Annotated in this window: 20 protein-coding genes; 8 read left to right on the forward strand and 12 right to left on the reverse strand. The window is 56.6% G+C overall.

The genetic code is table 11. From position 1 onward, the window contains the following. The first annotated feature begins 30 nt into the window (after positions 1–30). The 4 genes from C2U54_RS16990 to C2U54_RS17010 all read left to right on the forward strand — a co-directional run bounded on the left by C2U54_RS16990 (position 31) and on the right by C2U54_RS17010 (position 3,251). Positions 31–1,437 carry a cytochrome ubiquinol oxidase subunit I gene (locus C2U54_RS16990; protein ID WP_103179713.1) on the forward strand — a complete coding sequence of 469 codons (1,407 nt, stop codon included), beginning with the start codon at positions 31–33 and terminating at the stop codon, positions 1,435–1,437. Further along, a complete protein-coding gene (cydB, locus tag C2U54_RS16995) occupies positions 1,437–2,447 on the forward strand; it encodes a cytochrome d ubiquinol oxidase subunit II (RefSeq protein ID WP_103179714.1) in 1,011 nt (336 codons plus the stop codon). Before C2U54_RS16990 ends, cydB begins: the two co-directional genes overlap by 1 nt. Continuing rightward, positions 2,447–2,575 (forward strand): DUF2474 domain-containing protein, encoded by a 129-nt coding sequence (locus tag C2U54_RS17000; protein ID WP_103179715.1) that lies wholly within the window; start codon positions 2,447–2,449, stop codon positions 2,573–2,575. The genes cydB and C2U54_RS17000 overlap by 1 nt, the downstream gene beginning before the upstream one ends. 445 nt (positions 2,576–3,020) lie before the next feature. Beyond that, positions 3,021–3,251, forward strand: a complete 231-nt coding sequence (locus C2U54_RS17010) for a DUF2554 family protein (protein ID WP_103179716.1) — start codon at positions 3,021–3,023, stop codon at positions 3,249–3,251. On the opposite strand, the gene C2U54_RS17015 is transcribed toward C2U54_RS17010, so the two are convergent. Together C2U54_RS17015 and C2U54_RS17020 are read right to left on the reverse strand one after the other, a co-directional pair. Next, positions 3,252–5,216, reverse strand: coding sequence for a peptidase U32 family protein (locus C2U54_RS17015; RefSeq protein ID WP_103179717.1), 1,965 nt, complete (start codon positions 5,214–5,216; stop codon positions 3,252–3,254). A gap of 80 nt (positions 5,217–5,296) precedes the next feature. Next, the gene (locus C2U54_RS17020) at positions 5,297–5,824 is read right to left on the reverse strand and encodes a helix-turn-helix domain-containing protein (RefSeq protein ID WP_103179718.1); all 528 of its coding nucleotides are present in this window, start codon (positions 5,822–5,824) and stop codon (positions 5,297–5,299) included. Positions 5,825–5,913: 89 nt separating this feature from the next. Here C2U54_RS17020 and C2U54_RS17025 point away from each other — a divergent pair, with 89 nt between their 5' ends. Further along, complete coding sequence (locus tag C2U54_RS17025; RefSeq protein WP_168192019.1) at positions 5,914–7,080, forward strand: benzoate/H(+) symporter BenE family transporter; 1,167 nt, start codon at positions 5,914–5,916, stop codon at positions 7,078–7,080. On the opposite strand, the gene C2U54_RS17030 is transcribed toward C2U54_RS17025, so the two are convergent. Further along, positions 7,060–7,932, reverse strand: a complete 873-nt coding sequence (locus C2U54_RS17030; protein ID WP_103179720.1) for an AraC family transcriptional regulator — start codon at positions 7,930–7,932, stop codon at positions 7,060–7,062. The two genes, C2U54_RS17025 and C2U54_RS17030, sit on opposite strands and share 21 nt — an antisense overlap. A 186-nt stretch (positions 7,933–8,118) precedes the next feature. Here C2U54_RS17030 and C2U54_RS17035 point away from each other — a divergent pair, with 186 nt between their 5' ends. Beyond that, the gene (locus C2U54_RS17035; protein WP_103179721.1) at positions 8,119–9,015 is read left to right on the forward strand and encodes a DMT family transporter; all 897 of its coding nucleotides are present in this window, start codon (positions 8,119–8,121) and stop codon (positions 9,013–9,015) included. A gap of 35 nt (positions 9,016–9,050) precedes the next feature. On the opposite strand, the gene C2U54_RS17040 is transcribed toward C2U54_RS17035, so the two are convergent. Then, positions 9,051–9,722 carry a DUF3313 domain-containing protein gene (locus C2U54_RS17040; RefSeq protein ID WP_103179722.1) on the reverse strand — a complete coding sequence of 224 codons (672 nt, stop codon included), beginning with the start codon at positions 9,720–9,722 and terminating at the stop codon, positions 9,051–9,053. Between the two features lie 140 nt (positions 9,723–9,862). Beyond that, on the reverse strand, positions 9,863–11,455 hold the full coding sequence (locus C2U54_RS17045; protein ID WP_103179723.1) for an ABC transporter substrate-binding protein: 1,593 nt from the start codon (positions 11,453–11,455) through the stop codon (positions 9,863–9,865). Positions 11,456–11,570: 115 nt separating this feature from the next. Here C2U54_RS17045 and pepT point away from each other — a divergent pair, with 115 nt between their 5' ends. Beyond that, the gene (gene pepT, locus C2U54_RS17050) at positions 11,571–12,800 is read left to right on the forward strand and encodes a peptidase T (protein ID WP_103179724.1); all 1,230 of its coding nucleotides are present in this window, start codon (positions 11,571–11,573) and stop codon (positions 12,798–12,800) included. Between the two features lie 79 nt (positions 12,801–12,879). Here the strand turns inward: pepT and C2U54_RS17055 are convergent, their stop codons facing one another. The 5 genes from C2U54_RS17055 to tehA form a co-directional block, all read right to left on the reverse strand. Further along, positions 12,880–13,314 carry a hypothetical protein gene (locus tag C2U54_RS17055; protein WP_103179725.1) on the reverse strand — a complete coding sequence of 145 codons (435 nt, stop codon included), beginning with the start codon at positions 13,312–13,314 and terminating at the stop codon, positions 12,880–12,882. Next, a complete protein-coding gene (locus tag C2U54_RS17060) occupies positions 13,311–13,667 on the reverse strand; it encodes a tlde1 domain-containing protein (RefSeq protein ID WP_103179726.1) in 357 nt (118 codons plus the stop codon). The genes C2U54_RS17055 and C2U54_RS17060 overlap by 4 nt, the downstream gene beginning before the upstream one ends. A gap of 10 nt (positions 13,668–13,677) precedes the next feature. After that, positions 13,678–14,169, reverse strand: a complete 492-nt coding sequence (locus C2U54_RS17065; protein ID WP_103179727.1) for an Hcp family type VI secretion system effector — start codon at positions 14,167–14,169, stop codon at positions 13,678–13,680. Between the two features lie 279 nt (positions 14,170–14,448). Continuing rightward, the gene (gene tehB, locus C2U54_RS17070) at positions 14,449–15,045 is read right to left on the reverse strand and encodes a tellurite resistance methyltransferase TehB (RefSeq protein WP_103179728.1); all 597 of its coding nucleotides are present in this window, start codon (positions 15,043–15,045) and stop codon (positions 14,449–14,451) included. Beyond that, positions 15,042–16,046: a dicarboxylate transporter/tellurite-resistance protein TehA gene (gene tehA / locus C2U54_RS17075; protein WP_103179729.1), complete on the reverse strand. Its 1,005-nt coding sequence runs from the start codon at positions 16,044–16,046 to the stop codon at positions 15,042–15,044. Before tehA ends, tehB begins: the two co-directional genes overlap by 4 nt. Positions 16,047–16,168: 122 nt before the next feature. On the opposite strand from tehA, the gene ydcK reads away from it, so the two are divergent. Further along, on the forward strand, positions 16,169–17,149 hold the full coding sequence (gene ydcK / locus C2U54_RS17080; RefSeq protein WP_103179730.1) for a YdcK family protein: 981 nt from the start codon (positions 16,169–16,171) through the stop codon (positions 17,147–17,149). Here ydcK and rimL read toward each other — a convergent pair. Together rimL and C2U54_RS17090 are read right to left on the reverse strand one after the other, a co-directional pair. After that, on the reverse strand, positions 17,144–17,692 hold the full coding sequence (gene rimL, locus C2U54_RS17085) for a 50S ribosomal protein L7/L12-serine acetyltransferase (RefSeq protein ID WP_103179731.1): 549 nt from the start codon (positions 17,690–17,692) through the stop codon (positions 17,144–17,146). The genes ydcK and rimL overlap by 6 nt on opposite strands. A gap of 101 nt (positions 17,693–17,793) precedes the next feature. Then, complete coding sequence (locus tag C2U54_RS17090; RefSeq protein WP_103179732.1) at positions 17,794–19,449, reverse strand: glucan biosynthesis protein D; 1,656 nt, start codon at positions 19,447–19,449, stop codon at positions 17,794–17,796. Positions 19,450–19,687: the final 238 nt, after the last annotated feature.

The raw sequence follows: 19,687 nt of genomic DNA on the forward strand, positions 1-19,687 counted from the left end.
CAGTCACACCGATTGACCTTGAGGTTGTGCATGTTTGGTTTAGATGCGTTTGTTCTTGCGAGGATCCAGTTTGCTTTTACTGTCTCCTTCCACATTATTTTCCCGGCGATCACCATTGGCCTCGCCAGCTATCTGGCGGTGCTGGAGGGGCTGTGGCTGAAAAGCAAAAACCCCGTCTGGCGCTCGCTGTACCATTTCTGGTCGAAGATTTTCGCCGTCAACTTTGGCATGGGCGTGGTCTCCGGGCTGGTGATGGCCTACCAGTTTGGCACCAACTGGAGCGGTTTTTCCCAGTTTGCGGGCAGCATTACCGGCCCGCTGCTGACCTACGAAGTGCTCACCGCCTTCTTCCTCGAAGCGGGTTTCCTGGGGGTGATGCTCTTCGGCTGGAACAAAGTCGGGCCGGGGCTGCACTTCTTTGCCACCTGCATGGTGGCGCTGGGCACGATTATCTCCACCTTCTGGATCCTCGCCTCCAACAGCTGGATGCAGACTCCGCAGGGCTATGAGATCGTCAACGGCCAGGTGGTGCCGGTGGACTGGTTGGCGGTGGTGTTTAACCCCTCTTTCCCCTATCGCCTGCTGCATATGTCGATTGCCGCGTTTCTCAGCAGCGCGCTGTTTGTCGCGGCCTCGGCGGCCTGGCATCTGCTGCGCGGGAACAATACCCCCGCCATTCGCCGCATGTTCTCAATGGCGCTCTGGATGACGCTGATCGTCGCCCCCCTCCAGGCGCTGGTCGGGGATATGCATGGCCTCAATACCCTGAAGCATCAGCCGGCCAAAATTGCCGCTATTGAGGGTCACTGGGAGAACCCGCCCGGCGAGCCGACGCCGCTGCTGCTGTTTGGCTGGCCGGATATGGAGCAGGAGCGCACCCGCTATGGCCTTGAGATCCCGGCGCTCGGCAGCCTGATCCTCACCCACAGCCTGGATAAGCAGGTTCCGGCGTTGAAAGAGTTCCCGAAAGCGGATCGGCCCAACTCAACCATCGTCTTCTGGTCGTTCCGCATTATGGTCGGGCTAGGCCTGCTAATGCTGCTCCTGGGCGCGATCGCATTGTGGCTGCGCTACAGGCAGCGGCTCTATTACTCCCGGCCTTTCCTGTGGTTTGCCCTGCTGATGGGACCGTCGGGCTTAATTGCGATTCTCGCCGGGTGGGTGACCACCGAAGTGGGCCGTCAGCCCTGGGTGGTCTACGGACTCCAGCGCACCAGAGATGCGGTATCGGCCCACGGCGATCTGCACATGAGCGTCAGCCTGCTGGCCTTTATCGTGGTCTACACCTCGGTCTTTGGCGTCGGCTACAGCTACATGGTGCGCCTGATTAAAAAAGGGCCGCAGGAAGTAGAGAGCTTCCCGACCGAAAACGATGGCCGCCCGGCGCGCCCGCTCTCGGCTGCGAGCGCTGAATTCACTCACAAGGAGACACCATAATGGGCATCGACCTCTCCCTGATCTGGTTTGTGATTATTGTCTTTGCCACCCTGATGTACATCGTGATGGACGGCTTCGATCTCGGTATCGGTATTCTGTTTCCCGCCATCAAGGACGCGGATGACCGGGACGTGATGGTCAACAGCGTCGCCCCGGTGTGGGACGGGAACGAAACCTGGCTGGTATTAGGCGGAGCCGCGCTGTTTGGCGCCTTTCCGCTGGCTTATGCGGTGATCATCGATGCCCTGACCATTCCGCTCACCTTAATGCTGATCGGGCTGATTTTCCGCGGGGTGGCGTTCGAGTTCCGCTTTAAGGCGACGCCCGCACATCGTCCTTTCTGGGATAAGGCGTTTATTGGCGGTTCACTGCTCGCCACCTTTACCCAGGGGATGGTCGTGGGCGCGGTAATCAACGGCTTTCCGGTCAGCGGCCGCGCTTTTGCCGGGGGGCCGTTCGACTGGTTTACGCCCTTCAGCCTCTTTTGCGGCCTGGGGCTGATAGTGGCCTACGCCCTGCTGGGCGCCACCTGGCTGGTGATGAAAAGTGAAAACCCGCTTCAGGGCCGGATGCGTCAGGTTTCGAAGCGCCTGCTGCTGGCGCTGCTGGTCATCATTGCGGCGATCAGCCTCTGGACACCACTGGCGTACCCGGCCATTGCCGATCGCTGGTTTAGCCTGCCGAACCTGTTCTTCCTGCTGCCGGTTCCGCTACTGGTGGCGCTGCTGGGCCTGTGGCAGTGGCGCTGCCTGGATAACCCGCATAGCCACCATCTGCCGTTCGTGCTGACTCTCGGGTTAATCTTTCTCGGTTTTAGCGGGCTTGGGATCAGCATCTGGCCGCATATCATTCCGCCCTCTGTCACCCTCTGGCAGGCCGCTGCGCCTGCCCAGAGCCAGGGCTTTATGCTGGTGGGGGCGTTGTTTATTATCCCGATCATCCTTGTCTACACTTTCTGGAGTTACTACGTATTTCGCGGAAAAGTCCAGCCTGGGGAGGGCTATCATTGATGAATCAACCTGTCTGGAAACGTCTGATGTGGATGGTGATTATCTGGGGCGGCAGCGTGCTGGCGCTGGCGCTGGTGGGGTTTTTCTTCCGTATGCTGATGACGGCGGCGGGGTTTAAGTCACACTAGCCAACTTAAAGCGATAATTTGGCCGCTACATAACACTCAATTTACAGCGGCTCCCTGGTCCGGCTGAAAATCGCCGAAGCGTTGACCGCAGGCCGGGGCGAGGCGCATGGATGCGCCGAGAGGGGGCGACCTACAGGGATGTAGGATCGCCCCCGACCCGATAGCCGGAGGGAATAAGCTGAGGGCACCGCGAAGCGGCGATTTTCTTGCCGGGAGCCGGGATTGTTAAGGGGGCGGCAATAGCCCCCTTAACACGTTCACGGGTGACGTGGTTTGCAGAGAAGCAAGGAACGCAAGGTGAACGGAACTCCCTCAACCGCCGCATATCCCACCTTCCCCATCCCTACAAATCCCAACAAATCCTTTCCCGCCTTTAAAAACCCGAATAATAACCTCACGAAACTATCGGCATCATACTGCGTAAACGTAATCAACCGGTGGCAAGATGTTTAAAAAAACGTTATCAACAATAATGCTCACCTGCGCCCTTTTCTCCGGCCAACTGATGGCCAACCATAAAGGACATGAATTTTTTTGGGTGAAGAACGTCGAGCAGCAGCTGCGCCACGAGGCGGATAGCGATGAGTTACGGGTGGTGGCAGAAGAGTCGGCAGACGGCTTGCGCGAACATCACCACTGGCAGAAGTCGCGCAAACCGGATACACATTTTCGTTAATTACGCGCCTTTACGCTTCGGCAGCGTTTTGAGCAGATCGTCAGGGCTGACGGAAGCCACCACGCTGCCCGGCGGAGGCATTTTAAGGATGTGATTTTTCATCTTGCCGATGACGTGCATCTCGCATGGACGGCAGTCAAATTTCAGGGTTAACACCTCATCACCATTCACCAGCTGCATCGGCGTCGCCTTCCAGCTCTTGATATTGCCTTTGGCCTGTTTTGGACAGAGGTTGAAGGCGAAGCGCAGGCAGTGCTTGGTGATCATCACCGGTACGTCGCCCTTCTCTTCGTGGGCTTCATACGCAGCATCAATGAGTTCCACGCCATAGCGCTGATAGAATGCCCGCGCCTTGTGGTTGTAGACGTTCGCCAGGAATGAGAGATGCGTTTCCGGGTAGACCGGCGGCGGTACAGAGACCGCTTTGCGGCTGCCACGCGGGTAGTTGGCCAGGCGCGCGGCGTCCAGCATCTCGGCCGTTTCACGACGGAACTGGTTCAACAGGCTGTTCGGCACAAAGAGCGCGCCAGGCAGGTTGACCTGAATATCCCGGGCGTAATAGATAGTCTGACCCAGCTTAGCGACGCCATCCTTCAGGTTGTTCAGCGCTTTTTCGGCGTTGTTCGCCACCTCAAACTGCCCGTCCAGGGTATGGGTGACGCTGGTACCGTCTTCGCTGGTCATGGTCAGGATCAGCTGCTCTTCCCAGCCGCCCAGCTCGATGTCCACCGCAACGCGGCGCTCGCTGGAGGTTTTCAGCAGCGCCTGCTGCCAGTTATGGTCCAGGTTACGGTTCAGGGGGGTATGCGGACGCACTTTATGCAGGTCGGCAGGCATTTCGTTTGGCCAGACGCGGTAGCGATTTTCACCGGTTTTCTCCACCGTGTTGGCGCGGAAGCCGACCACTTCACGTTTGATCATCACGTTCAGGCCATCGCCATTCGCCAGCGGTTCGGTCACTTCCACATCCAGATGCTCTCTGGAGACCTTCAGCACTTCACCCACCGGCAGGCCGATAAACTTCGGCGAGTCGAACGCGCCGATATCTCCTTTGCGCGCATTCACAAAGTAGTCGGTACTGCCGCGATGGAAGGTCTTGTCGGTAGACGGAATAAAGAAGTGCTCGGTACGTCCGGCGGAGCTGCGGGCCAGATCGCCGCGATCTTCAATAATGGCATCGAGCATCTGGCGGTAATGGGCGGTGATGTTCTTCACATAGCTCATGTCCTTGTAACGCCCTTCAATCTTGAAGGAGCGCACGCCCGCGTCGATCAGCGCGCCCAGGTTAGCGGTCTGGTCGTTGTCTTTCATCGACAGAAGGTGTTTTTCAAAAGCCACCACCCGGCCCTGATCGTCTTTCAGGGTATAGGGGAGACGACACGCCTGGGAGCAGTCGCCGCGGTTGGCGCTGCGCCCGGTCTGGGCGTGGGAGATGTTGCACTGCCCGGAGTAGGCCACGCACAGCGCGCCGTGGATAAAGAACTCGATGGTGGCGTCGGTCGCCTGGTGGATATCGCGGATCTGGTTGAGGTTCAGTTCACGGGCCAGCACGATCTGGGTGAAACCGGCATCCGAGAGGAACTTCGCCTTTTCCACGGTGCGGATATCGCACTGGGTACTGGCGTGCAGCTCGATCGGCGGGATATCCATCTCAAGGACACCCATATCCTGGACGATCAGCGCATCAACGCCGGTCTGATACAGATCGGTAATCAGACGCTGCGCCGGTTCCAGTTCATCATCATGAAGAATGGTGTTCAGGGTCACGAACACTTTCGCCCCAAAACGGTGGGCGAACGGCACCAGGTCGGCGATATCGCGCAGGCTGTTGCTGGCATTATGGCGGGCGCCAAAACCAGGGCCGCCGATATAGACCGCATCGGCACCGTGAAGGATCGCTTCACGGGCAATGGCGGCGTCACGAGCCGGGCTTAAAAGTTCAAGATGATGGGATGGCAGGCGCATACTTCGTCGTTATCCGTTATGGTCAAAATGGCGGCTATTGTAGTCAGAAGTATGGGCCAGTGAAACAGTTTTGCGTGTCTTTATCGGGGATAATGGATGAGTGAGTGAAAGTGCACCGTCTGGCCGCTGCTGTTGCGGTAGGCGTGCGGTTTATCTCCGGCAAAACGCAGGCCGGTATCAGGTAAAAGCGTCTGCCAGACGCCGTCGATCTGCATCTCCAGCTCACCGCTTATTACTACCACATGCTCAATTACCCCGGCCTCGTGCGGGGTGGATTCACTGAGGGCGCCCGGCGCGAGGGTAATCGAGAAATGATCGTATTTCAGCGCCTCATCCCAGGGAAAGAGCGGTTTCACCACCATCGCCTGCTGCTGGGGATCGAATACCGGCGGGTTTTCCGCTTCGGGGGTGATAAAGGTGGAGAACGGCACGTTGAGTCCGGTAGCGATTTTCCACAGCGTCGAGACCGTCGGGCTGGATTCGTTCCGCTCGACCTGGCCGAGCATTGCTTTTGACACCCCGGTCTCTTCAGCCAGCTTCGACAGGCTCCAGCCGCGCGCCTGGCGCAGCGTTTTCAGCGTAATTGCAAGATGTTGCGTAATGTCCATAGCCCCTCCTCTTGCCGCGAGTGTACCACTTGTATGCTATAACGCACAGTGCTACATTCACGGCTGTTATAACGCACAACGGAGTTCTCATGCGCGCATCCTCGCTCACCTTTCCCACCCTCTTATCCGGTTTCGTTGCCGTACTGGTGGGCTACGCCAGCTCTGCCGCTATTATCTGGCAAGCTGCGGCAGCGGCAGGCGCAACGGCCCCGCAGATTGCAGGCTGGATGACCGCCCTGGGTCTGGGGATGGGGATCAGCACGCTGGGGCTGTCGTGGTGGTATAAAGCTCCTGTGCTCACCGCCTGGTCGACACCGGGTGCCGCCCTGCTGGCGACCAGCCTGCAAGGAGTCACGCTTTCAGAAACCATCGGCATCTTTATTTTTGCCAATGCCCTGATCGTTATCTGTGGCGTCAGCGGCCTGTTTGCCCGACTGATGAAGATCATCCCCCATTCACTGGCGGCGGCGATGCTTGCCGGGGTGCTGCTGCGCTTCGGGTTACAGGCCTTCAGCAATCTGGAGGGGCATCTGCTGTTATGTGGCAGTATGCTGCTGGCCTGGCTGCTGACCAAAGCCTTTGCCCCACGCTATGCCATCGTCGCCACCCTGCTGGTGGGTGGATTAGTCGCGGCGCTGAAAGGTGACGTTGTCACGGACAGACTCACTTTCGCGCTGGTGATGCCGCAATTTATCGCCCCCACCTTCAATCTCACCACGCTTATCAGCATCGGCCTGCCCTTCTTTTTAGTCACCATGGCGTCACAGAATGCGCCGGGGTTCGCCACGATGAAAGCCTCCGGCTATCCGGTGGCCGTCTCGCCGCTCATCATTGTCACCGGCGGGCTGGCGCTGCTGCTGTCGCCGTTTGGCGTCTACTCCATTTGCATTGCGGCGATCACCGCCGCCATCTGTCAGAGCCCGGATGCGCACCCGGATGCCGGTAAACGCTGGCTGGCTGCGGCTGCGGCGGGAGTCTTTTACCTGCTGGCCGGCATTTTTGGCGGCTCAATTAGCGGACTGATGGCGGCTCTGCCGCTAAGCTGGATCCAGACGCTGGCAGGTCTGGCGCTGCTGGGCACCATCAGCGGCAGTCTGCATCAGGCGCTGCATAATGAGGCCGAGCGCGATGCCGCCATCGTGACCTTTCTGCTGACCGCCAGCGGCGCAACCCTTGCGGGGATAGGCTCGGCGTTCTGGGGGCTGGTGGCGGGCGGCGTCTGCTACGCCCTGCTGCTACGCACTCGCCGCTCGTAGCTGGGACGGCGTAAGCCCGGTGGCGGCGCGAAAGCGGTTGCTGAAATGGCTGGCGGAGCTGAATCCGCAGGCCAGGGCAATGTCGGTGAGCGGCTGGCGGGTGGTCCGCACCAGGGTTTTGGCCTTCTCCATCCGCCGCTGCATCACATACTGGTGCGGCGCCATCTGCATCGACTGACGGAACATGCGGGCAAAATGAAACTCGCTTAAGCTTGCCTGGGCGGCCAGTTCCGCCAGGGTCAGCGGCTGGGCCAGATTCTCTTCGATAAAGGCCAGCACATTACGCAGGACGAACGGCGACAGGCCGCCCGTGACCGTTGGCAACGCCCACTGCACGTTACTGTAATGCTGCACCAGATGGGTCAGGAGCAGCGTGGAGGCGGTACTCAGCGTGAGCTGGTTAGCAGACTGCTGCCAGTCGCAGCCAAGGATAAAATGGCGATACAGGGCGGTGATGCTGGCATCGTCACCAAACAGATTTTCGTCAAGGGTAAAGCTGTAGGGGCTTTTGTCCCACACCTGCTCCCCGACGCTACGCAGGTGGTCATCGGTACAGTAGAGATGCACAAACGACAGATCGTCGCGAATATCCCAGGTGGACTCGCTCTCTTTGGGCATCAGGCAGAAACGGTCCGGACCGCCGCCATTTTTCCAGCCGGCGGTGGTTTTGTGATAGCTCTCGTAGCCGTCGGCGATATAGAGACTGAGCGTATGGTGATCGCAATACTGGGTGATGGTGTCGCGCTTATTCGACCAGGCCGCCAGCTGGATCCCTGAATTCAGCGCCACGGCATTGTGCAATACCGCTTTATGTTTGCGCAGATTTTCAAAGGCACCGTAGGTCTCAGCCATAACCACTCACCCGGTTGTTAATAAGAGTTAACAAGTCTAAAAAGTTCTTCGCCTCAGTGCCAGTCCTCTTCCGCGCAGGTCAGGAAAAAAGCGCAAGATTATGCAAGTCCACCGCAAGTCTGTGAAAGAAGACCCGTTTCCCTGCCGCCATACTGACCCCCAGACTTTGCTGAAAAGAGAAATAGGATGAACGCATTTTTGTACGCTCTGGTCGTCATTATCTGGGGAACCACCTGGATTGCCATCTATCTACAACAAGGGCCGGTCCCCGCGCCGGTCTCTATTTTCTGGCGCTTTGCCGTCGCCACCGCCACCATCATGGCGGTGCTGCTGATTCTGCGCCGCCTGCGTCCGCTGGCCTTGCGCGACCATCTGTTTTGCGGCCTGCAAGGATGCTGCGTCTTTTGCTTTAATTTCTGGTGTTTTTACACCGCGGCGGCGTATATCAATACCGGGCTGGAGTCGGTGATTTTCTCCATGGCGGTGCTCTATAACGCCCTGAACAGTTTTCTCTTTTTTGGTCAGCGTCCGCCCGCGCGTTTTTATCTGGCGGCGGCGCTGGGGCTGCTCGGCATTATCACACTCTTCTGGAACGACCTGCTGGCCAGCGGCTGGAGTGCCGGTCTGCTGTTTGGCATTGCCCTCTCGGCGCTGGGCACCTACGGTTTTTCGCTGGGCAATATGATCAGCCTGCGCCACCAGCGCAACGGTCTGGAGACCATGACCACCAACGCCTGGGCGATGCTGTACGGTACGCTGGTGATGGGGGCGATTGCGCTGATCCGCGGGGATGACTTTACGCCGGTCTGGTCGGTAAGCTACATGGGTGCGCTGCTCTATCTGGCGCTCTTTGGCTCGGTGATTGCCTTTGGCGCCTACTTCACGCTGGCAGGAAGAATTGGCGCAGGCAAGGCGGCTTACAGCACCCTGCTGTTTCCGCTGGTGGCGCTCTCATTTTCTACGGTGTATGAAGGCTATGTCTGGCACAGCAACGGGATTGCGGGGCTGCTGCTGATCTTAACGGGGAATCTGGTGATGTTTGCCCGCCAGGAGAGCTGGTTCCGACGGCTACGAACGGCGTAACAAAACCGGCCTGCACGCGGCAGGCCGGCCTGATATTATTGGGTTTTATGCACATCAAACATGGTGGCATCGGTCGCCATGTCATCCACAACCTGCTTCAGGGTTGCGAAGGTCATTGGCGTACTTTCGTTGCTCAGCTCTTTACCTTCCCCTTTACGCACCACTTTAATCACCGGCTTGTTGGTCTGGGCGTCAATCAGCTCGCCTTCAAAGTAGAGATGGGTATCCATGGTTCGGTGGCCGGTTGCCATCTGCGTACCCGCCACGACCAGCGCAACAGGAACCACTTCATAGAACTGCAGACCTTCTTTCTGCGAGCTGACGCCCGTGATGGCACCGCGGAAAATCAGGCTGTGCTTACCAGGCGACGCAACAACAGGTTTGCGCTGGCCGATAGCGGTCTTCATTTTGGTGTTGGTATAAGCTAACAATTCATCCAGAGTGCGCTTACCGATTTGGGTGGTCGGTCTTGGCTCCGGATAGTAGGTAATATTGTTCCAGATAATGCTGTCATATTTCGATTCGTCATAAGACGGATCGACCCAGCGCAGCGTTGGTTTGCCCGATGCGGAAGTCGTTTCTTTAAGCCCTGAGTAGTCTTTTAAAAAACCTGAATATTGATCAGGCTCCGCCACTTTTGACGCACAGCCAGCGAGAAGCAACAGGCCGGAGAGCGCGGCAACTTTAAATAAAGTAGTAGTACGCATAATGGGTGTATCCCTGTGAAGTGCAAATATGCAATTGAAGTTATAGCAAAAGTTGGCCGGAAAAAAAGTGACAAAAAATGAGGAAAACAGCACAAATTGAAAAAAGAGTGCCCGTAACGATAACGGGCAGCATTAAATGATTATTTTATATCCACTTGCCAGAATAAATGTTTACCGAACGGGTCTATTTCATAGCCAGTCACCTCTTTACGGACGGGTTCGAAAATAGTGGAGTGCGCAATCATTACCGCAGGCATTTGATCGTGCATCATTTGTTGCGCCTGTTTATATAACGCCACCCGTTTATCGTGATCGGTAATAGATTTAGCTTCAGCAATAATTTTATCAAATGGTGGATAGCACCATTTCGCGGAATTAGAACCGCCGTTGGCCGAGGTACAGGTAAAGAGCGGACCAAAGAAGTTATCCGGGTCGCCCGTGGCCGTGGTCCAGCCCATCAGGGCCGCCTGATGCTCGCCCCCCTTCACCCGCTTAAGGTATTCCCCCCACTCGTAGGTGACGACTTTGGTCTGCACGCCAACTTTTGCCCAGTCGGCCTGAATCATCTCGGCCATCCGTTTGGCATTGGGGTTGTACGGACGCTGCACCGGCATCGCCCACAGGTCGATGGTCATCCCGTTGGCAAAGCCGGCCTCTTTCAGCAGGGCTTTGGCCTTTTCAGGATCGTAATCGTAGTCCTTCAACTCGCTGTCCGCGCTCCACACGCCCGGCGGCAGCAGATTTTTAGCCGCCGTTCCGGTCCCCTGGAAGACGGCCTCGATAATAGCCGGTTTGTTAATCGCCATCGCCAGCGCCTGGCGCACTTTGACATTATCCAGCGGCGGTTTCTGGGTGTTAAACGACAGGAAGCCGGTATTCAGCCCGGCCTTACTGATCAGGTTAAGATCTTTGTTGGCCTTCATCCGCGGCAAGTCGGCGGGGTTCGGGAACGGCATCACCTGACATTCGTTTTTCTCCAGCTTGGCGAAGCGCACCGAAGCGTCCGGGACGATAGTGAACACCAGACGATCCAGTTTTGCTTTACCCTGCCAGTACTCCGGGAAGGCGGTGAACAGAATGCGCGAGTCTTTCTGGTATTTCGCCAGCTTAAACGGCCCGGTGCCAATCGGCTCCATATCCACCTTCTCTGGCGTGCCGGCTTTCATCATCGCATCCGCATACTCAGCGGAGAGGATCGAGGCGAAGTACCACGCTAAGTCCGCGACAAACGGCGCTTCCGGATGCGCCAGGGTAAAGCGCACCGTGTGATCATCCACTTTATCAATGGCGGTAATCAGCTTGCCAAACTCCAGGCTTTCGAAATTCGAATAGTTACCGTTAGAGACGTTGTGATAAGGATGCTTCGGATCTTTCTGTCGCATAAACGAGAAGATCACATCATCGGCGTTAAAGTCTCGCGTTGGGGTGAACAGCTTGTTGCTCTGGAACTTCACCCCCTTGCGCAGATGGAAGGTGTAGACCTTGCCGTCTTCGCTCACTTCCCAACTTTCGGCCAGGCTTGGCACCAGATCGGTAGTGCCCGGCGTAAAATCCACCAGCCGGTTATAGACCGGCACCGCGCTGGCATCCACGCTGGTGCCGGAGGTATAGAGTTGCGGGTTAAAGTTCTCAGGCGATCCTTCGGAACAATAGACCAGCGTTTTAGCGGCAACGGTGGAACTGACCGTCAGCGCGGCGACGGTTAGCGCCAGTTTTGTGAGGTTGCTTTTCATCGCGTTTTCCTGTCTTTTAATTTGACGGCTAATGAATTTTTTGTCGTGCCAAACCATAAATATCATTAAAGTGATTTCGCAAACACCTGATAACTCAAATAAAGAAGGATCCACCATGGCTTCTGCGCTCGCCAGACAATTAACCCAACGCTTCTTTCGCTACTTGGCTGTCACCAGCCAGAGCGACCCAAAGGTGAAAACCCTGCCCTCCACACCCGGCCAGCATGAGATGGCACGGATGCTGGCCGCAGAGCTGCAAACGCTGGGTTTGTCGGAGATCGTGATCGACGAATTTGCCACCGTCACCGCGGTAAAAAAGGGCAATGTTCCCGGCGCGCCGCGAATCGGTTTTATCACCCATATCGATACCGTTGACGTCGGTTTATCACCGGATATTCATCCACAGATCCTCACCTTTACCGGAGATGATCTCTGCCTGAATGCGGAAAAAGATATCTGGCTGCGGGTCAGCGAACACCCGGAAATCCTCGCTTACCCCAATGAAGAAATCATTTTCAGCGACGGCACCAGCGTACTGGGCGCCGACAACAAATCGGCGGTGACGGTGGTGATGACGCTGCTAGAGAACCTTACCGCTGAGCATAAGCATGGCGATATCGTGGTGGCCTTTGTGCCGGACGAAGAGATTGGCCTGTGCGGGGCGAAAGCGCTGGATCTGGCCCGTTTTGATGTCGATTTCGCCTGGACCATCGACTGCTGCGAGCTGGGGGAGATTGTTTACGAGAACTTCAACGCGGCGGCAGCGGAGATTCGCTTTACCGGCGTGACGGCGCACCCCATGTCGGCGAAGGGCGTGCTGGTGAACCCGCTGCTGATGGCAACCGACTACATCAACCATTTCGATCGTCTGCAAACCCCGGAGCATACCGAGGGCCGGGAAGGTTATATCTGGTTTAACGGCATTCAGGCCGGGCAAAACGAGGCGTTGCTGAAGGCGAGCATTCGTGATTTCGACCGTGAGAGTTTTGCCGCCCGTAAGGCGCAAATTGGCGAAGTGGCGGAGAAGATTGCCGCTCAACACCCTACCGCGCAGGTAAGCTGGCATATCGAAGATACCTACAGCAACATCAGCAATGCGGTAGGTGACGATCGCCGGGCAATCGACCTGATGTTCGAGGCGATGGAAAGTTTAGGCATCACGCCAAAACCGACCCCAATGCGCGGCGGCACCGACGGTGCAGCGCTCTCGGCGAAGGGGCTGTTAACCCCGAACTTCTTCACCGGCGCCCATAACTTCCACTCAAAATTTGAGTTTTTACCGTTGAAATCGTTCGAGGCGTCGTACAACACGGCGCTGCAGCTCTGTCTGCTGGCGGCGCGTTAAGCGGGTTGGCGTTTTATTCGGCTTTCACTTAGCGTGCGCAAACTGGAGAACCCGGTCATGACATGACCGGGTTAATTTTTTATTTAACCTGACGGTTATTATCTGCTTTAAGCTCTTCCCAGGATGCTTCGAGTATCCAGAGACATTTAGCGCCATCGCTCGTTTTCAGTAACGCCTGCCGCGTACGCTGGTAGAACGCCTCGATCTCTACCGCTGATTTCTCGGTCGGAGGGGTACAGATGATGTCGCTACCAATCATGTGCGGCCATTTTTCAGCATCAATGGTTTGCAGCACCCGGAGCGTAACGGTGGTGTTCGTTGACAAGGCTAAGGCCATCGCGTCTTCAAGTTGTTGAGCCTGCTTAACGTCAGCCTTTGCAGCCAGCACCGGGATCTGTTCAATCCACTCCGCCTCGCCAGCAGCCACGCCGCGCAGAGCGGAAGGCCAATCTGTTTCTTCAGCCATTGCCGGAAGTGAGATAATCGCTAGCAGTAAAACGGCCAGCCACTTCATCGCACCACCTCCAGATCGGTGCTGTCGCGGATTATCTGCCGACGTGTCGACAACGAAAGAATAATACAGCCTGCAGATGCGAACCCTGCAGGTCCTTCGATTCGTTCGCCATGGATACGAAACGCTGAGCGACCAAAGCTCTCGCCGGTGACTTGCTCAAGAATGATAGTTACCGGTCCTTTTGAATTTGAATGCCCTGAGATTTTATAGGTCCCTCTTGGTATAGGTCCCAATCCCCTGACATGCTGACGGTCAGGATTGTTTTTATTGGTGAGTGCGCCGGAGTAGCCGGTCTCGATTAGCTTGCCATCTTTATACATCTTGCCAGTCGACTGCTCATACTTCCATCCCATAACCTTCTCCTTATGCCGTCTTACGGTCGTTCCAGCTGTCTGCATGCATAATGTTACCATCGGCATAGCGCCACGTTATTTTTTCATACAACAGCTCCACCAGCTCAATGTGATTATGTTTCTCATAATCTGGATCTTTGACATCCAGCATCATTGGGCAGACGCTGACAACCTTTACGCCCTCCATAAGAGTTGAAAAGTATTCCACCTCTTGTCCTGCGTCATTAATGCGGTAAAACTTCAACTCAGCGGATTTAAGCTTCTGGCCCGTGCTAACGGCCTTGTAGAGATAGGGGCTGGAGGCGTCGATCTCTTTATCGAATGAGTAGGGAGAATGTACACGCAGGCTGGTTGCCTTGCCGTTGTGCTTGTCGGTGGGTTGCATTACGCCATGATTGAGGCCGATGACTTCTATGCTGCCTTCACGCCCGTAGACGTCGACAGAACCTTTAATATCTGCACCACCGTCGTCTTTAAGCCATAAATACGCGGGAATTGCCATTTGAGTTAAACTCCATTTAAGAAAATCCTGTAATGTTATGCACTTACATGCCAGCCCACGCTATAGCTTAAAAAATCATCCGTCAACTTTTGTGCGACGGTACATAAAACGATCTGATGTTTCCTTGATGCAAATAAAAAAGACCGGAAAAACCTGACCGGGGTCTGATAACGAACCTATTTACTATTGTATTCGCGGATAGGCCGGGAGGCGGCTGCGCCTTACCCGGCCTACGGTATTATAGGCCCGTGCAAGCCCTGCGCCGCCGGGCAAGAACGGTTACGTCGGCTTACGCGCCAGCATCGTGGCAAAACGCAGCTTAATGCGGTTCCCCTGGGCGTCGGTGCGGTGCAGCTCGCCCACCTCCTCGTTATATTTCAGCAGTTCCCAGCCCGCATAGTAGTCGCTTAACTCGCCGGTTTTAAACGCGAACGGGAAGCCGACGTTGCACGGATAATCGTCGGTATCCATTGCGGCCACAATCAGGTTATAGCCGCCGGGTTTCGTGCAGCGCTGCATGTTGTCGATAAGATTGGGGATGGTTTCCGCCTGCAGGAACATCATCACCACGGTAGAGAGAATAAAATCGTATTCGCCGTCAAAGCGCAGGGTGTTGAGATCCTGGACCGCCGTCTGCAGGTTAGTGATCCCCTCTTTCGCCTTGATGCTCTCGATATTCTCGATGCCCATCGGACTTTTATCCCACGCGGTGACGTCAAAGCCGTTCGCCGCAAGGTAGAGGCTGTTTCGCCCGTTGCCGCAGCCGAGATCCAGCGTCTTGCCCGGCTCAACAATCCCGGCGCTGTAGAGCACTTCGGAGTGGGTACGGGTCAGGCCATATTTTTCGGTAAAGTAGTTCTCATCAAACACAGTCATTCTTTTTCCTCAGCTTGCATAAGCGTTGCTTTGTCTGCACGAACCAACAGTTTCCCCTGCATCAACAGGATAAACGTACGCACCAGTAATAGCGCAATGATGGCATTGGTAAAAATAAAGAGCGGAATGGCGATGGCGTGAAAGAAACCGGACGGGCTACTCTGCCCCAGATGCAAGCCGGTGGTGGCCAGCGCCGAGACGCCGAACGAAAAGCTCCAGAATGAAGCATTAAAGGGCTGCGACAGATACCAGGGCATCAGCCGCAGGGTAAAGAGTAATTGCAACAGGCCATAGCCGAACAGCATTTTGGCAAAGGTATCCGCCTCGCCGCCGTTGACGCTGAGCCACGCGCTACAGGCCACCAGCGCAGGGGCCAGCTGAATACCGAGAGATGAGCGCATTGGCGCAGGCAGTTCACCCGCGCTGCGCAGCCGTTGCAGTATCACTGGTTCCAGGCTCAGCCAGGAGAAGACCCCCGCGCCGAGAAACACCAGCCCGGCATCGTGAAACCCGAGTGCGCCGCAGGCCATCGCGCTGATAAAGTTGTTAGCCACCGTCGGCAGGTAGAGCCCCGGGGTGGTCGCCTCCTCCGGATGTTTGCCGCGCCACAGCCCGGCGGACTGCCACGCCGCATAGCTCAACTGCACCACCACGCCCACGCTGAACAAGGCCAGCGCCAGCGGGCGATACCAGGGCACAAAGCCAATCGCCACCAGCATGGTGGTGGCCGGGAACAGACTCACAAAGCTGCTCATTACCGGATGACGCATCTCCGCCAGGACGCTGCCGGGAAACCGCACCGCGCGGGTGATAAACGCCACGGTTAACAGCAGCCAGATCGTCATCGCCAGCAACACCAGCATCTCCCCCGGCCAGTGCGGCACCGGCCAGATGGTGCTGGCATAGCGCCAGGCGAAGCCCATACCAATCGTACCCAGCACCATACCGTAGTAGCCAGCGGGCAAATTAAGAACGCGTTCAGCGGGTTGAGTCTTGTACATTTTTTTTAAGCTATAAATTATATTTGAAATGCTAGTTTAAGGAGTTTCATTTGCCGATGCCACTCTTTCGATCAAGCCAAAGTTTGCTACGGTTAGTAAAGAGGACAACTGCGGACACAGTGATGAATAAATATCAACTCAGCGAAGAGAGCCGTCTGCACCACTGGCAGGATGGCGAGACCAAAACAGCGGTAAAAGTACGCCAGATTATCGCCGCGCGTGATTTCAGCGATGTGAAAAGCGGCACCCGGGGGGGCTGGATCAATGACCAATCGGCGCTCTCGCAGGAGGATGACTGCTGGATCTACGACGAGAACAGCGTGGTCTTTGCCGGGGCACAGGTGAGCGGTAACGCGCGCCTTACCCGGCCATGCGTAATTAGTCATCAGGCGTCTGTCGGCGATAACGCATGGGTTGACGGAGCCGAGATCGGCCACGGCGCGCGCTTAAGTGACAACGTCACCGTTCAGTCTTCGGTGGTGCGTGGTGAATGCCATCTGTTTGGTAATGCCCGCATCCTGCACAACAGCATGGTGATCGCCGCTAAAGGGTTAACCCCGGACAATGAGCAGATCCTGCGTATTTTTGGCGAGGCCACGGTCAGCCAGTCGCGGGTGGTACATCAGGCGCAGATCTACGGCAACGCCAATGTCAGCTACGCCTTTGTTGAGCATCGCGCTGAAATTTTTGACAACGCGCTGATCGAAGGCAACGAAGTGAACAACGTCTGGGTATGCGACTGCGCCAAAGTGTACGGCAACGCGCGCCTGCTCGCGGGGCTGGAGGAGGATGCCATCCCTACCCTGCGCTACAGCTCCCAGGTGGCGGAAAATGCCCTGGTTGAGGGCAACTGCGTGATTAAACACCATGTGCTGATTGGCGGCGAAGCCTGGCTACGCGGCGGACCGATTTTAATAGATGACAAAGTGGTGATTCAGGGTCGGGCACGCATTCGCGGGGAAGTGCTGATCGAGCATCATATTGAGATTACCGATGACGCGGTGATTGAGGCGGCGGAAGGCGAGATGATCCACCTGCGCGGTGAGAAGGTGATTAACGGCGCGCAGCATATCACCCGCACGCCGCTGATTGGTGCATTATGAGGTGCAGATCCGGGCATAGATGTTCTGGTCGTCATAGCCTCCGTTGAGGAATTCCGCCTCTTTCAGACACCCTTCCAGCACAAAGCCGTTGCGCAGCGCCACCTGATTGCTGGCGGCGTTGTCAACGCGGCACTTGATGACGAAACGGCGGATCTCTCCGCGTCCGGCGTAGTGGCGGATAAAGGCCTCCAGTGCCTGGGACAAAATACCCTGCCCCTGATGCGCTTCATCCAGCCAGTAGCCGATATAGCCGGTTTTATTCAGCGGCTCGATGGCGTTAAACGACAGCACCCCCACCAGCGCATTATCGTGAAAAATCAGGAACATCTTGGCGTAACCACGTTGATGCAGCATCTGGTTGCTCTGAATGTTCTGGCGGGTGTCCTCTTCGGTGCCGACATATTGCGGCCAGTTAAGGTAGTCCTGTAACCACGCCCGGTTTTTGATCACCAGATTATGCAGCTCGGAGGTGTAACGCTCGTCGGCGGCACGCAGTTCGATATGCGCATTGACGGGAATGATCTCTTCAGTTGGTGTGGTCATCGTGCTTCCTCTGCAACGCCGGGCGGCGCATGCGCTTGCCCGGCCTACGGTTTAGTGCCGTTCGTAGGCCGGGTAAGGCGCAGCCGCCACCCGGCAAAGGCTTAACGCATTACGCGGTCGTCTACATACTGACGTTTATCCGGCGCGGGCGGGAAATAGTGATACAGCCAGGTTTCGCTGATCGCTTCGCCCTGACAGCGCAGGAACATCCGTATATCCACCGTATCGGTCGAATCGCTGGTCGGGTACCAGTCGAACAGGATGCGATAGCCATCGAACGGCTCCACATAGAGGATCTCAATCTGCTTCGCTTCTCCACTGGAGAGGGTGATTACCGGCTCGATCCCTTTTGGCGCGGCCGCTTTCAGATCGCCGCCGACAAAATCGACCGCAAAACGGCGCGCCCACACCTTCGGATAGTGCTCGCCAGGGGCCCAGCCTTCCGGGAAGCCGCCCATGCCGGTACGGGTGGCCAGCACGTTTGCCAGCGGGGAACGGACCGGCGGCCTGGCGCTCCAGTAGAGACGGTACTGGAAGTTCAGTTTATCCCCCGCCTTCACCGGTTTTTCCGGCTGCCAGAAGCAGACCACGTTATCCAGGGTTTCGCCGGTGGTCGGGATCTCCATCAGCCCGACGGTGCCTTTGCCCCACTGGTTACGCGGCTCAACCCACAGGCTTGGGCGCTTGTTGTACCAGCCCATGATGTCCTGATAGTGGGAGAAGTCGCGGTCAAGCTGGAGCAGACCAAAACCTTTCGGGTTTTTGTCGGTATAGGCGTTGTATTGCAGCTTTTGCGGGTTATTCAGCGGGCGGCAAACCCATTCGCCGTTGCCGCGCCACATCGCCAGACGATCGGAGTCGTGGATCTGCGGATGAATGGTGTCGCAGACGCGGCGCTCGTTGTTGCCGCAGGCGAACATGCTGGTCATCGGGGCAATACCCAACTGCTGGATCTCTTTACGGGCGTAGAGATGGTTTTCGACATCCATGATCACCTGGGTCTTCTCGCAGTGGATCACAAACTTATAGGCCCCGGTGATGCTCGGGCTGTCGAGCAGGGTGTAGACCGTGAAGGTGGTCGCCCCGGGTTTAACGGTTTCAAACCAGAAGGCGGTGAAGTCCGGGAACTCCTCGGTGCTGTCGGCGTAGGTGTTCAGCGCCAGGCCGCGGGCGGAGAGCCCATACTGATAGGTGTCGTCAACCGCGCGGAAGTAGCTCGCGCCGAGGAAAGAGACGATATCGCGGCGCGCCAGCTCCGGCGATTTAAAGGCGCGGAAACCGGCGAAGCCTAAGTCGCTCTGCCCTTCCAGCTGCTTAGTATCGACCCCCGCGTCGTGGTAGTTGAAGAGTTCCGGGCGGAAGTGGATCTCACGCGCCTGGGCGGTCTGGTTATCCAGGGAGAACATGCGCACCCGACGGCGGAAGCCCATCCCGACGTGGAAGAACTGCACATCAAGCTGGCGGTTTTCGATGTTGTTCCACAGCGACTGCTTTGGATCGTACTGGATGCTGTTATAAGCCTGCGGTGTCAGTGTTGCCAGCGTATCCGGCAGCGGACGCGGCGCACCACCCCACGGTGTTTGCGCCAGGTCGTGAGCCATGGATTGCAGCACAGAAAAGTCGAAACGGCGGCTGGTGCCGTCCGCAATATCCGATTCAGCTGCACTGGCCGCCTGGGAAAAGAGTGCGGCGAAACCGGAAGTTCCGCTTACTGCGGCGACGGCCAGAGATCCTTTTAAAAAACGTCTGCGATTCATGCCTGGAAAAACGTCCTTATGGTCGTGGGGTGGTGGGTTTCGCTTAAGGCGAAACAACGGCAAGAAAGAACATCATTAAAAGGGCACAGCCTAAACAAAAACGGTTAAGAATCCAATTGTTGGCAGGCGAGAATATGAACAAAGCGCGAAAGAATTTTCTGTCGAGGGGAATTGCCTGAAACGGAGGTAAAGTTATGTTTAAAAAAGCCCCCGACGGACATCATCGTCGGAGGCTTAG

This window comes from Leclercia sp. LSNIH1 (genome assembly GCF_002902985.1).
Lineage (GTDB): Bacteria > Pseudomonadota > Gammaproteobacteria > Enterobacterales > Enterobacteriaceae > Enterobacter.